Origin of the sequence: Knoellia sp. LjRoot47 (genome assembly GCF_964253435.1) — a bacterium.
Classification (GTDB): Bacteria; Actinomycetota; Actinomycetes; order Actinomycetales; family Dermatophilaceae; genus Knoellia.
Window position 1 is genome coordinate 1,108,149 of record NZ_CAXUQS020000001.1, and the last position, 12,741, is coordinate 1,120,889.

Sequence of the window (12,741 nt, forward strand, 5' to 3'; positions counted from 1 at the left end):
TTTCAGTTCTTCGGGAGCTGCGAGGCCGAACCGGTGTCGGTGGCCTCGGCCCAGAGCCGCTGGTCGGCGCCCTGTGCGTCGAGCTTCTTCTTGACCACGCCCGCCGTCACGGCGGTCAGGACGACGAAGAGGAGCTTCTTCACGGGTGCACCACCTGGGAGGTCGAGGATCGGATGGTGGGCCTAAGAGGACTTGAACCTCTGGCCTCTTCCTTATCAGGGAAGCGCTCTAACCGTCTGAGCTATAGGCCCGTCGCCAATCCGGCGGCACCACCTGCACAGGCGGCGCGAGAGACGAGGTTACCCCACCTCCCGCGCCCCTACCAAAACGGTATGCCGGCCGCTCTGGTGAGCGGCCGGCATACCGGATGGAGGTGGTTGATTCAGTCGTCGGTGAGGGTGAGCTGGAGGCCGCCGACGAGGCTGCTCGACACGTTGTAGAGGAACGCCGCGAGGGTCGCGAGCGCCGTCATGAGGATGACGTCGATGACGCCGACGACGATGGCCAGGGACACCACACGGCCGAAGCCGAGGAAGTCCATGATGTCGAAGGTCGTGTCGCCGTCCTGGATGATCTGGCCGACGAGGCCATTGACCTGGTCGAAGACGCCCATGCCGGCGAGGATCATCCACAGCACGGCGACCATGACGACGCCGGCGATGCCGAGCGCGACGGACAGCAGGAACGACATCTTCATCGCCGACCACGGGTCGACCCGCGAGACGGTGAGGCGCACGCGCCGCCCCGAGGCGGCACCCCGGGGAGCCGCAGCCGACTGGCCCTTCTGCGCGGCGGGGCGCGCCGGAGCGGTCGGGGCGTCGGAGGGGCGGCTCATCGAGCGCGTCGGCTCAGGCGTGGAGCTCGATGCCGAACGCATCGAGGTGCCGGCCTGGTCTGCGGTGCTCACTCGTCGTCTCCTTCATCCGCTGCCTCTGCGTCAGAGTCAGCGTCAGCGTCGTCCTTGTCCACCGACGGTACGCCATCGGTCACCGGGTGGTCATCCTCCGCACCTGTGGGTGCGGACGTGTCGTCACCAGCGCCGTCAGGGCTTCCGCCGGTAGCCACAGCGGGAGCCTCGTCAGGAGCCTCGTCGGGAGCCACGGCTGCGGCCTCCTCGGCGCTCAGCGGCTCACCGTCGACGGGGGAGACACCCTCGGCGTCGGCCTCGGCGACCTCTTCCTCGACGACCTTCTCGGCGTTGCGGGCGACACCGACGATGGCGTCGTTGCGGCCCGGCTTGGCGAACCAGACGCCGGCGGTGTTGCGACCGGTGAGGCGGACCTCGTCGACCCGCGAACGGACGATGTTGCCGCGCTCGAAGACGACCATGACCTCGTCGTCCTCATCCACGGTGAGGGCCCCGACGAGGTCGCCGCCCTTGTCGGTGAGCTTGGCGACGGTGACGCCCTGGATCGCACGGCCCTTGACGGTCCACTCCGACGCCTTGGAGCGCTTGGCCAAGCCCGACTCGAAGACGACGAAGACGTCGGGGTCGGTGCCCTCCTCGATGACCGACATGGCCAGCAGCGAGTCGTCACCGACGAACTTCATCCCGGTGACACCGGACGTCGAGCGACCCATGGGGCGCAACGTCGCGTCGTCGGCGTGGAAGCGCGCCGACTTGCCCTTCTTCGAGACGAGGAGCAAGTCGTCGGCAGCCGACGTCAGCCCGGCGCCGACGAGCTCGTCGCCGTCGCGCAGGTTGACCGCGATGAGGCCACCGGAGCGCGGGGAGTCGTACTCGGCGAGACGGGTCTTCTTGACGAGGCCGTTCTGCGTCGCGAGGACGAGGTAGGGCGAGGTGCCGTAGTCGCGCAGCGCGAGCACCTGGGCGATGTGCTCGTCGGGCTGGAACGCCATGATGTTGGCGACGTGCTGGCCCTTGCTGTCACGGCTCGCGTCGGGAAGCTCGTAGGCCTTGGCGCGGTAGACCCGGCCGAGGTTGGTGAAGAAGAGCAGCCAGTGGTGCGAGGTCGTCGTGAAGAAGTGCGCCACGACGTCCTCGCCGCGCAGCTGCGCGCCCTTGACGCCCTTGCCGCCGCGCTTCTGCGAGCGGTAGGCGTCGACCTTGGTGCGCTTGGCGTAGCCACCCCGGGTGATCGTCACGACGACGTCCTCCTCGGGGATGAGGTCCTCCATCGACATGTCGCCGTCGAAGCCGTGGATGTGGGTGCGGCGCTCGTCGCCGTACTTGTCCACGATGCCCGCGAGCTCCTCGGACACGATGGTCCGCTGGCGCTCGGGCTTGGCGAGGATGTCCTGGTAGTCCTCGATCTCGCGCTGGATCGCGTCGTGCTCGTCGATGATCTTCTGGCGCTCGAGGGCGGCTAGACGGCGCAGCTGGAGCTCGAGGATCGCGCGGGCCTGGATCTCGTCGATCTCGAGGAGCTCGATGAGCCCGTCACGCGCCGCCTCCGCGGTGGGCGAGCGGCGGATGAGCGCGATGACCTCGTCGAGCAGGTCGAGCGCCTTGAGCAGGCCGCGCAGGATGTGGATGCGGTCCTCGGCCTCCTTGAGGAGGTAGGCCGTGCGTCGCTGGATGACGTCGATCTGGTGGTCGACCCAGTGCCGGATGAACGCGTCGATCGGCAGCGTGCGCGGCACCCCGTCGACGAGGGCGAGCATGTTGGCACCGAAGTTCGTCTGGAGCTGCGTGTGCTTGTAGAGGTTGTTGAGCACGACCTTGGCCACCGCGTCGCGCTTGAGCACGATGACGAGGCGCTGTCCGGTGCGGCCCGACGTCTCGTCGCGGATGTCGGCGATGCCCTGGAGGCGACCCTCCTTGACGTGCTCGGCGATCTTCTGCGCGAGCGAGTCGGGGTTGACCTGGTAGGGCAGCTCGGAGACGACGAGGCACTGGCGGCCCTGGATCTCCTCGACCTCGACGACCGCGCGCATGATGACCGAGCCGCGGCCGGTGCGGTAGGCGTCGTCGATCCCCTTGCGGCCCATGATGAGCGCGCCCGTGGGGAAGTCCGGGCCGGTGATCCGCGACATGACGGCCTCGAGGGCCTCCTCGCGCGACGCCTTGGGGTTGTCGAGCACCCACTGGGCGGCGTCGGCGACCTCACGCAGGTTGTGCGGCGGGATCTGGGTGGCCATGCCGACGGCGATGCCGGACGAGCCGTTGACGAGCAGGTTGGGGAAGCGTGCCGGCAGCACGGTCGGCTCGAGCGTCTTGCCGTCGTAGTTCGGGGCGAAGTCGACGGTCTTCTTGTCGATGTCGCGGACGAGCTCCATCGACAGCGGCGCCATCCGGCACTCGGTGTACCGCGGGGCGGCGGCCGGGTCGTCGCCCGGGCTGCCGAAGTTGCCCTGGCCCTGGACGAGCGGGTAGCGCAGCGACCAGTCCTGCACGAGGCGGACGAGGGCGTCGTAGATCGCGCCGTCACCGTGCGGGTGGTACTGGCCCATGACGTCACCGACGACGCGGCTGCACTTGTTGAAGCCGCGGTCGGGGCGGTAGCCACCGTCATACATCGCGTAGATGACGCGGCGGTGCACCGGCTTGAGCCCGTCGCGCACGTCCGGGAGCGCACGGCTGACGATGACCGACATCGCGTACTCGATGTAGCTGCGCTGCATCTCGGTGTTGAGGTCGATCTCCTCGACCCGGTCGGTCTCACCGGGCGAGCGGTCGTGCATCACCGAGCCCTGGTCACCGGCGTCCTCGGTGTCCAGCTCGTTGTCGGTGCCGTCGATGTCGTCAGCCATCAGTTCCCTTGTCTCTCACTACAGTTCGAAGAACGGCGGGGTATGCCGTGAAGTCAGTTCGTGGGCCGCGCGCCGGTCCCGCGCCGCGTTGCGTCCGCAGCCGTGGTCGAGTTCTCGACCATGCCTGCGGACGCACGCGGGAGGTGGGCCGACGGCATACGCATCAGATGTCGAGGAAGCGCACGTCGCGGGCGTTGCGCTGGATGAAGGACCGGCGCGACTCGACGTCCTCGCCCATGAGGACCGAGAAGATCTCGTCGGCGGCGGCCGCGTCGTCGAGCGTCACCTGCAGCAGGACCCGGTTGTCGGGGTCCATCGTGGTCTCCCACAGCTCCTGGTAGTCCATCTCGCCGAGACCCTTGTAGCGCTGGATGCCGTTGTCCTTGGGCATCCGGCGGCCCTTGCTCTGACCCTCGGCGACGAGGGCGTCGCGCTCGCGGTCGGTGAACGCGAACTCGTGCGGGGCGTTGCTCCACTTGATGCGGTAGAGCGGGGGCTGGGCGAGGTAGACGTAGCCGGCCTCGATGAGCGGCTTCATGAAGCGGAAGAGCAGCGTCAGCAGCAGCGTGCGGATGTGCATGCCGTCGACGTCGGCGTCGGCCATGATGACGATCTTGTGGTAGCGGGCCTTCTCGATGGTGAAGTCCTCGCCGATGCCGGTGCCGAACGCCGAGATGAGCGCCTGCACCTCCTGGTTGGCCAGGGCCTTGTCGAGGCGCGCACGCTCGACGTTGAGGATCTTGCCGCGGATCGGGAGGATCGCCTGGGTGTAGGGGTTGCGGCCACGCACGGCCGAGCCGCCGGCGGAGTCGCCCTCGACGATGAACACCTCGGAGACGGCCGGGTCCTTGGCCTGGCAGTCGCGCAGCTTGCCCGGCAGGCCGCCGGACTCGAGGACGCGCTTGCGGGTGGCCTCGCGGGCCTTGCGGGCTGCGAGGCGGGCGGTCGCGGCCTGGATCGCCTTGCGGACGATCTCCTTGCCCTCGGCGGGGTGGCGCTCGAGCCAGTCACCGAACGAGTCGGTCATGGCGCGCTGGACGAAGCCCTTGACCTCGGAGTTGCCGAGCTTGGTCTTGGTCTGGCCCTCGAACTGGGGCTCGCCGAGCTTGACGCTGATGACGGCGGTGAGGCCCTCGCGCACGTCGTCGCCGGTGAGGTTCTCGTCCTTGTCCTTGAGCTGGTTCTGCTTGCGCGCGAAGTCGTTGATCATCTTCGTCATCGCGGCGCGGAAGCCCTCTTCGTGGGTGCCGCCCTCGTGCGTGTTGATCGTGTTGGCGTAGGTGTGGACCGACTCGCTGTAGGCCGTCGTCCACTGCATCGCGAGCTCGAGGCTGAGCGATCGGGCCTCGTCCTCGACCTCGATGCTGATGATGTCGGGGTGCACCGGGTCGGACTTCTTGCTCGACACGAGGTGCGTGACGTAGTCGACGAGCCCGTTGTCGTAGCGGTAGGACACGGTGCGCTTGCGACTCTCGTTGCCCTCGACGGCCTCGGCCTCGTCGTCCTCGGACGCCTCCTGGACGCGCTCGTCGGTGAGGTTGATCGTCAGGCCCTTGTTGAGGAAGGCCATCTGCTGGAACCGCGCGCGGATCGTCTCGTAGTCGTAGGTGACGGTCTCGAAGATCTGGTCGTCGGCCCAGTAGGTGATCGTCGTGCCGGTCTCGTCGGTCTCGCCGACCTGCTCGAGCGGGGCGAGCCGCTCACCGTGGTCGAACTCCATCCGCCACACGTGGCCGAGCTGGCGCACCTCGGCGATGAGCCGGGTGGCGAGGGCGTTGACGACGGAGGAGCCGACGCCGTGCAGGCCACCGGAGACCTTGTATCCGCCGCCGCCGAACTTGCCACCGGCGTGCAGCTGGGTGAGGACGAGCTCGACGGTCGAAATGCCGTAGGCGTCGTTGAGACCGGTCGGGATGCCTCGCCCGTTGTCCTTGACGCGGACGCCGCCGTCGGCGAGCAGGGTGACGTCGATGGTGTCGGCGTGGCCGGCGAGGCTCTCGTCGACCGCGTTGTCGACGATCTCCCAGACGAGGTGGTGCAGGCCGCGCTCACCGGTGGACCCGATGTACATGCCGGGTCGCTTGCGGACCGCCTCCAGGCCCTCGAGGACCTGGATGGCAGACGCGTCGTATGCCGTGTCCGCGTCGACCGCGGACGAGCTCCGTGCCGGGGTGGTCGCCTCCTCGCCGGTCGCCTCGGTCGGGTCCGCGGCGTCCTGCGGCGTCCCCTCCGGGGCCGTCACCGGCGTCTCGATGCTGTTGTCGTCGGGCGTGCTGGGCACGGTGCTCCTTCAGCTGGTCTGGCTCATGCCACGCGCCCGGGGCGGAGATTCGCCCTGGGCGCGACGTTCGCCCTCCAGTTTACCTGTCAGTCCTGTCAGCGCACGTCGTTGGAGGCCCGGGAACGCGGTTTTCTCGACGTGGGAGACAGGTTTTTGACCCGGCATACGGCCCCCACCCCTCTCAGGCCGTCTGCGGGCGTTTTTCGCCGGTTGCGACAAAGCGCCCGCCACGCTCGCCGGGCGTGGTGAGTGTTCGCCCCATGCCCAAGCCCCGGCCGCCCCTCGCGGCGCTCCTGTCCCTCGTCCTCTCCGCCTGCGGTGGCGTCGCCGGGAACGCCCTGTCCGAGGCGGCTGCACCGGCGTCGAGCGTCGCGTCCGACGAGGCCTCCGCGAGCCCTTCGGCGGCGCCGTCCCTCCCGGCGGGCCACGCCTGGCAGACCGTCGACGACGTGTCGGTCTCCTTCGCGGTCCCGGAGACGTGGACGGCGATGAACCCCAAGAAGCTGCTCGAGCTCGGCGACTCCTCGGCGTTCGACGAGATGGCGGGTCGGATGGGGATCACCTCGCGACAGATGATGCAGGCCGTCGGCAACGCCGACCTGCTCATGCTGGCCCCGCCGAAGCGCGGCTACGCCGACAACGTCTCGGGGCTCGTCGTGCCGCTCGAGGGCCTGCCCACGCAGGCCCAGCTCGAGGCCGAGCTCGGCAAGGTCTCGGACGTCCCCGTGGTCGTCACGCCGGGGACGTCCCCGGCCGGACCGATCGTCACGGCCGACTACACCATCGAGGTGTCGGGGCGCCCGGTCATGGGTCGCTCGATCTTCGTCGAGACGCCGGACGGCGTGCTCAACCTGTCGGTCTCGGCGCTCGAGGCGGTCACGACGGCAGAGGTCAGCGACACCATCGTCGCGACGATGCACCCTGCCTGAGCCCGAACTCCGGACCTGTGCACGCGGCCCGGGTCAGCGACCGGTGGTGAAGTACGTCCAGGTGCCGTCCTCGGCGAACCCGACGCGGTAGCCGGTGTAGCCGCCGTCGTTCTGACGCATCCTCGTGGCCTGCGCGCGGGTGACGAGACCCGCCTTGATGACCTTGTCCCACTCGGCGTCGCTCTGGGCGAACTGCTCCGAGAAGACCTTGGGCTGGATCGTCCCGTCGAACGCCTCGGTCGGCGGCATCGACAGCAGGATGGCGAGCGCGACGTAGCTCGGCCCGGCCTTGCTCGTGAAGACCGCTGAGGCAGGCTGGTCGCCGGCGAGCCCGGTGGCGTCGGCACGGGCCAGGGTGACGAGCGTCTTGGCGTCGCAGTCGCGCGCCGCGGCGGAGACCTTCTTCGCCTTGGTCGCCGCGGCGACCGACATGCCGGCCGTGTTGGCCGGGCCCACCTTGGCCGCGGCGCAGACCGGGGCGGCGCTCGCCGTCGGCGTCGGGGTCGACGTGGGGGACGCCGCGGTGGGCGTCGGGGTCGGCGTGGGCGTCACCGTGGGCGTCGGGGTGGCCGTGGCCGTCTCGGTCGTCGGCGTGGGGCTCGGCGTCTCGCTCTCGGACTCGCTGGCGCTCGGGCTCGACGAGGGAGACGGCGCCGCCGTCGGCTCGTCGTCGGAGCAGGCGCTCAGCGCGAGCACGGCCAGCAGGAGAGGAGCCACCGTGCGGGTGACCCGGCGGGTGGACAGGACGGAGCCCCGGTGCGTCATGGCGTCACTGTAACGGGAGTGACCTGTGTGACTCGAGAACGCCGCGGCGTCGGGAAGGACTCGAACCGGTCACGGGCGGTAGAGCTGGACCGACCCGACCGGCTCGAAGCCGCCCGCCAGTGCCGCACGCAGGCTGGCGACGTTGCCGGGTGAGACGAGGGCCAGGACGGGTTCGCCGGCGGCGACCAGTGCGCGGGCCGCGCGCACCGTCCGCGTGCCGAGGCCGGTGCCGCGGGCCGCGGCGTCGATCTCGTAGCTCACGACCGCGAGCCCACCGAACGAGCGGCCCAGCGTGACGACGACGTCGTCGCGTCCCGGCCAGCCGTGCACCGAGACGTCGTCGCGGACGTCGGCGGCGTGCACGGCGCGTGGGTGGCGGGCCAGGTCCGGCCGCTCGACCAGCCCGTCGACGAGCCCGTCGACCAGTCCCGCCACCGGCAGCTCGACCGCGGTCGTGTCCGTGTCCTCGACCGCGGTCGTGTCACCGTCCTCCGCCGCCGCACCGTCGCCGGCACCGGTCCCGGGCGCGACGAGGATGGCGTCGAGCACGTCGACCCATCCCTCCTCACCCGCGAGCCGCGTCATCACGCGGGGGTCGTGCGCACCCCCGAACCCGTCGACGCCCCACCTCGTGAGGTCCTCGTCGGACACGTCCCGAGGGGCACTCACGGCGGCGTGACCCGTGAACGACAGCACGGCATACAGGTCCTCGCGCCAGGGCGGGATGCGCTGCCACGATCCGTCGGCCGGCCGGTACCGGCCCCGCCACGCGTCGATGACGAGGTCGGCGGCGGAGACGGCCGGGGTCACGGCTGCGCGGCCCGGGCCCGCTCGACGACCGCTCGGACGTCGTCGGGGATCGCCACGGAGTGCCGTTCGGCGCGGTCGATGTAGACCTGTGCCCACAGACCGTGCGCCGCGATGACGTCGGACCCGTCGGCGAACAGGCCGAAGGCGAACGTCACGCTCTTGCTGCCAATGCGCTCGACCCGCACGCCGACGTCGATGGGCTCGGGGTAGGCGAGCTCGGCGTAGAAGCGGCACGACGACTCGGCGACGACGCCGAGCGTCAGGGTGCTCGTCTCGTCGGTCCCCGTCTCGCGGATGAGCCAGGCGTTGAGCACCGAGTCGAAGAGCTCGTAGTAGACGGCGTTGTTGAGGTGGCCGTACATGTCGTTGTCGGCCCACCGGGTGCTCACGCGCTGGACCTCGGGGAAGTCGGCGCGGGTCAGGGTCCGCGGGTCACGGGTGGGCGCGGCGTCCGAAGTCATGGGCGTCAGGGTAGTTCGACGGGTCCCGGCCCCGGTCGCGGTGCGAGGATGGGCGGCATGGAACGCATGGCGCTGGTGTCAGACGTCCATGGCAACCTCACGGCATACGAGGCCGTCCTCGACGACATCGAGCGGCGCGGGATCGAGCGGGTGCTCAACCTCGGGGACTACGTCGGCAAGGGGCCGCGCGGGCGCGAGGTCGTCGAGCTCTCGCAGCAGCGCTGCGAGGTCAACCTGCTCGGCAACTGGGACGACTTCTTGCCCGACCCCGAGCGCACCATCGACGACGAGGCGCTGAGGTTCTGGCTCGCCCAGCTCGGGCCGGGCCAGGGCGAGTGGCTGCGGTCGCTGCCGTTCTGCCACGACTTCTGGCTCAGTGGCCGACGGGTGCGCCTGTTCCACGCGAGCGAGCAGAGCGTGCACCGGCGGGTGAGGTACGTCCGGTCGCAGGCCGAGTTCGAGTCGCTCTTCGCCAACACCGAGGCCACCGGTGACGGGCCGGCGCCGGACCTCATCGGCTACGCCGACACCCATGACCCGATGTACGAGGTCCAGCTCGAGGGGCGGGCGGTGTTCAACACCGGCAGCGTCGGCAACTGCATGGGTGACCCGACCCCGATGTACTGCATCCTCGAGGGCGAGCTCGGCAGCGAGGAGGTCGCCCCATGGTCCGTGGCCTACGTGCGCGTGCCCTATGACGTCGAGGCCGAGCTCGCCGTGGCCCGCGAGATGGAGATGCCGCAGTACGACATGTACGAGCTCGAGCTCGTCCAGGGCATCTACCGCGGGCACATCGACGCGTGGCGGGCGGGCGAGCCGCTCACCGGCTACCACGAGCGGTAGGTGCGGCGGCCGCGCGACGGGGCGGGACGGCATACGGAGAGAAGGTTGCGGGTCCGGAGGGGAAGGTTCCCTCCGGACCCGCAACCTTCCCCCATGGGGAGCGAAGGCTCAGGCGTCGGCGCCGGGGAGCACCGAGCCGTCGGGCCAGGTCTTCTCGATGTAGGCCTTGACCTCCGGCGAGTGCAGCAGCTCGTCGAGCTTCTTCAGGGCCGGGTTGGACTCGTCCTTCTTCTGGACCGTGAGGAAGTTGGCGTAGGGGTTGTCCTTCGCCTCCTCGACGAGGATCGCGTCCTTGGTCGGCGAGAGGTTGGCCTCGAGCGCGTAGTTGCCGTTGATGACGGCGACGTCGAGGTCGTCGAGCGAACGCACCAGCTGCGCCGGGTCGGTCTCCTTGAACTGGAGCTTCTTCGGGTTGCTGTCGATGTCGTAGATCGTCGCGTTGGTCGCGTCCTTGCCCGCCTTGAGCGTGATGACGTCGGCCTTGGCGAGCAGCACGAGCGCACGACCCTGGTTGGACGGGTCGTTGTTGATGCCCACCTGCGCGCCGGTCGCGAGCTCGGAGACGTCCTTGACCTTCTTCGAGTACAGCGCGAACGGCTCGATGTGGACGCCCTCGTAGTGCGCGAAGTCGTAGCCGCGGTCCTTGACCTGCGCCTCGTAGTAGGGCAGGTGCTGGAAGTAGTTCGCGTCGAGCGTGCCCTCGGCGAGCTGGACGTTGGGCTGGACGTAGTCGTCGAAGCTCTTGATCTCGAGGTCGAGCCCGGCCTTCTTCGCGAGGTTGGCCTGGACGTACTCGAGGATCTTGGCGTGCGGCGTCGGGGAGGCGCCGACGACGAGCTTCGTCACGCCCGAGTCGTCGGCTTCGGGACCGCTGGAGTCGCCACCGCCCGCGCCACAGGCCGCGAGGCTCATGGCGGCGAGCAGGGACGCACCGGCGACGAGGCCACGACGAGAGAACGGGGACATGGGACTTCCTTTCGTATGCCGGCCGTGGGGCCGACGTGGGTATGCCGGCCGGTCGGCCGACTCGTGTGCCGCTCAGAGGGGCGGCGGGTCAGGTGGGCCGACGACGGTGTCGGGGGGGCGGCGACGCGGCCGCGGGGTCGAGCGGGTGGAGCGGGTGGAGCGGAGGTCTAGCGGTGGTCGACTGCGCGGGCGACGCGGTCGCCGACGACCTGGACGAGCTGGACGACGACGACGAGCAGCACGACGGCGGCGATCATGACGTCGGTCTGGAAGCGGTTGTAGCCGTACGACATCGCAGTGGCGCCGAGTCCGCCGCCGCCGACGGCGCCGGCCATGGCGGAGTAGCCGATGAGCGCGATCACGGTGGTCGTGAGGCCCGCGACGATGCCGGGCAGGGCCTCGGGCAGGAGCACCTTGCGGGTGACGTCCCAGCGGGTGGCGCCCATCATCGTGGCGGCCTCGACCTTGCCCGAGCTGACCTCGCGCAGCGAGGTCTCGACGAGCCGGGCGAAGAAGGGCACGGCGCCGACGGTGAGCGGCACGATCATCGCCCGCCAGCCGACGGTCGTCCCGGCGACGAACCGGGTGAACGGGATGATCGCGATCATCAGGATGAGGAAGGGCAGCGACCGCCCGACGTTGACGACGCCACCGAGCACGCGGTGCACGGTCGGCTGCGGGTTGATACCTCCGGGCGAGGAGTTGTGGAGCAGCACCCCGACGACGACGCCGAGGACGGCGGTGATGAGCGCGGAGCCGACGGTCATCGCCAGCGTCTCCCACAGGGCGGTCAGCAGGCCCTCGCGGATGACCGGGTTGTCGAGCCAGGTCGGGTCGGTCTCGAACGTCACGCGGCCACCTCCGGGTGGAGGCGAGCGCGGTCGAGCAGGTCGCGGGCGCGGTCGCCGCTCGTGGCGTCGGCGAGCTCGACGAGCAGGCGCCCGACGCGGCGGCCGGCGATCGTCTCGACCGTCGCCGCGGCGACGTCGGCCTCGATGCCCTCGTGGCGGAGCAGGGCGATGACCCCGTCGATCGAGCCGACCGTGGAGTCCGGGTGGCCGAGGGCGACCTGGAGGCGGACGAGCCCATCCGGGGCCGGCTCGACGAGCGGGATGAGCTCACGGTGCAGACGGGTGGTCGGGTCGGCGATGACCTCACCGAGGCGGCCCTGCTCGACGACGGCACCGTCACCGAGGAGGGTCACCGCGTCGCAGATCTCACGGACGACCGAGGGCTCGTGCGTGATGATGACGACGGTGATGCCGAGGCGGTCGCGCAGCTCGCGGAGCAGGGCGAGGATCGAGCCGGTGGTCGCGGCGTCGAGCGCCGAGGTGGGCTCGTCGCAGAGGAGGATCTCGGGCCGGGCCGCGAGCGCGCGGGCGATGCCGACGCGCTGCTGCTGGCCGCCGGAGAGCTGGCCCGGGTGGTTGCCGGCGCGGTCGGTGAGCCCGACGAGGTCGAGCAGCTCGGCGACGCGGGCATCCCGCTCGGCCCGGTCCCAGCCGGCGACCTCGAGCGGGAGCGCGATGTTGTCAGCAGCGGTGCGCGAGTCGAGGAGGTTGGCGTGCTGGTAGACGACACCGAACCGGCGGCGGGCCGCGCGCAGGTCGGCCCCACGCAGCGTCGTGATGTCCTCGCCGGCGACGACGACCTGACCCGAGGTGGGGAGCTCGAGGCCGGTGAGGCACCGGATGAGCGTCGACTTGCCCGCGCCCGACCGTCCCACGATGCCGTGGATCTCGCCCCGGGCAACGGTGAGCGACACCGCGTCGAGGGCGGTGACCCTCGTGCCGCGGGTGTCGAAGACCTTGGTGAGGTCATGGACGGCGAGGGCCGTCTTTGCTGATGAATCGTCAACCACGCGACAATAAGTATGCGTTATCCAAAAGATAAGCAAATCGACAGTGAGATGGTCTCAAGGGCTGAGCCCCGCCTGCGTCTGCGGATTCGGCGCCTCTAGCAGCCATCTCCG

General features: G+C 70.0%; 12 protein-coding genes and 1 tRNA gene. 2 read left to right on the forward strand and 11 right to left on the reverse strand.

Annotated features, from left to right (window positions below):
- Positions 1-2: 2 nt before the first annotated feature.
- From ACSQ11_RS05545 to gyrB, 5 genes are all read right to left on the reverse strand, one after another.
- On the reverse strand, positions 3-143 hold the full coding sequence (locus ACSQ11_RS05545; protein ID WP_436003852.1) for a DLW-39 family protein: 141 nt from the start codon (positions 141-143) through the stop codon (positions 3-5).
- A 31-nt stretch (positions 144-174) separates the two neighbouring features.
- Positions 175-251 (reverse strand) — tRNA-Ile (locus tag ACSQ11_RS05550).
- Between the two features lie 131 nt (positions 252-382).
- The gene (locus tag ACSQ11_RS05555) at positions 383-907 is read right to left on the reverse strand and encodes a DUF3566 domain-containing protein (protein ID WP_436003854.1); all 525 of its coding nucleotides are present in this window, start codon (positions 905-907) and stop codon (positions 383-385) included.
- Positions 904-3,645, reverse strand: a complete 2,742-nt coding sequence (gene gyrA, locus ACSQ11_RS05560; protein ID WP_436006704.1) for a DNA gyrase subunit A — start codon at positions 3,643-3,645, stop codon at positions 904-906. The genes ACSQ11_RS05555 and gyrA overlap by 4 nt, the downstream gene beginning before the upstream one ends.
- Positions 3,646-3,877: 232 nt before the next feature.
- Positions 3,878-5,995, reverse strand: coding sequence for a DNA topoisomerase (ATP-hydrolyzing) subunit B (gene gyrB, locus ACSQ11_RS05565; RefSeq protein ID WP_436003856.1), 2,118 nt, complete (start codon positions 5,993-5,995; stop codon positions 3,878-3,880).
- A gap of 260 nt (positions 5,996-6,255) precedes the next feature.
- On the opposite strand from gyrB, the gene ACSQ11_RS05570 reads away from it, so the two are divergent.
- Positions 6,256-6,924, forward strand: coding sequence for a hypothetical protein (locus ACSQ11_RS05570; RefSeq protein WP_436003858.1), 669 nt, complete (start codon positions 6,256-6,258; stop codon positions 6,922-6,924).
- Between the two features lie 33 nt (positions 6,925-6,957).
- On the opposite strand, the gene ACSQ11_RS05575 is transcribed toward ACSQ11_RS05570, so the two are convergent.
- From ACSQ11_RS05575 to ACSQ11_RS05585, 3 genes are all read right to left on the reverse strand, one after another.
- Positions 6,958-7,689 carry a hypothetical protein gene (locus ACSQ11_RS05575; protein ID WP_436003860.1) on the reverse strand — a complete coding sequence of 244 codons (732 nt, stop codon included), beginning with the start codon at positions 7,687-7,689 and terminating at the stop codon, positions 6,958-6,960.
- A 69-nt stretch (positions 7,690-7,758) separates the two neighbouring features.
- Positions 7,759-8,499: an N-acetyltransferase gene (locus ACSQ11_RS05580; RefSeq protein WP_436003862.1), complete on the reverse strand. Its 741-nt coding sequence runs from the start codon at positions 8,497-8,499 to the stop codon at positions 7,759-7,761.
- Positions 8,496-8,960: an acyl-CoA thioesterase gene (locus tag ACSQ11_RS05585; RefSeq protein ID WP_436003864.1), complete on the reverse strand. Its 465-nt coding sequence runs from the start codon at positions 8,958-8,960 to the stop codon at positions 8,496-8,498. The genes ACSQ11_RS05580 and ACSQ11_RS05585 overlap by 4 nt, the downstream gene beginning before the upstream one ends.
- 57 nt (positions 8,961-9,017) lie before the next feature.
- Between ACSQ11_RS05585 and ACSQ11_RS05590 the strand changes: the two genes are divergently transcribed.
- A complete protein-coding gene (locus ACSQ11_RS05590) occupies positions 9,018-9,803 on the forward strand; it encodes a metallophosphoesterase family protein (protein ID WP_436003866.1) in 786 nt (261 codons plus the stop codon).
- Between the two features lie 108 nt (positions 9,804-9,911).
- Here ACSQ11_RS05590 and ACSQ11_RS05595 read toward each other — a convergent pair whose 3' ends face one another.
- From ACSQ11_RS05595 to ACSQ11_RS05605, 3 genes are all read right to left on the reverse strand, one after another.
- Complete coding sequence (locus ACSQ11_RS05595) at positions 9,912-10,769, reverse strand: MetQ/NlpA family ABC transporter substrate-binding protein (protein ID WP_436003868.1); 858 nt, start codon at positions 10,767-10,769, stop codon at positions 9,912-9,914.
- 167 nt (positions 10,770-10,936) lie between these two features.
- The gene (locus ACSQ11_RS05600) at positions 10,937-11,620 is read right to left on the reverse strand and encodes a methionine ABC transporter permease (protein ID WP_436003870.1); all 684 of its coding nucleotides are present in this window, start codon (positions 11,618-11,620) and stop codon (positions 10,937-10,939) included.
- Positions 11,617-12,630 (reverse strand): methionine ABC transporter ATP-binding protein, encoded by a 1,014-nt coding sequence (locus tag ACSQ11_RS05605; protein WP_436003872.1) that lies wholly within the window; start codon positions 12,628-12,630, stop codon positions 11,617-11,619. Before ACSQ11_RS05605 ends, ACSQ11_RS05600 begins: the two co-directional genes overlap by 4 nt.
- Positions 12,631-12,741 lie beyond the last annotated feature (111 nt).

Bases quoted from the DNA above. Each gene is read 5' to 3' on its own strand.
- gyrA (WP_436006704.1), bottom strand. From the start codon at position 3,645: ATGCACGACCGCTCGCCCGGTGAGACCGACCGGGTCGAGGAGATCGAC.
- ACSQ11_RS05595 (WP_436003868.1), bottom strand. From the start codon at position 10,769: ATGTCCCCGTTCTCTCGTCGTGGCCTCGTCGCCGGTGCGTCCCTGCTC.
- ACSQ11_RS05570 (WP_436003858.1), top strand. From the start codon at position 6,256: ATGCCCAAGCCCCGGCCGCCCCTCGCGGCGCTCCTGTCCCTCGTCCTC.
- ACSQ11_RS05575 (WP_436003860.1), bottom strand. From the start codon at position 7,689: ATGACGCACCGGGGCTCCGTCCTGTCCACCCGCCGGGTCACCCGCACG.
- ACSQ11_RS05585 (WP_436003864.1), bottom strand. From the start codon at position 8,960: ATGACTTCGGACGCCGCGCCCACCCGTGACCCGCGGACCCTGACCCGC.
- ACSQ11_RS05590 (WP_436003866.1), top strand. From the start codon at position 9,018: ATGGAACGCATGGCGCTGGTGTCAGACGTCCATGGCAACCTCACGGCA.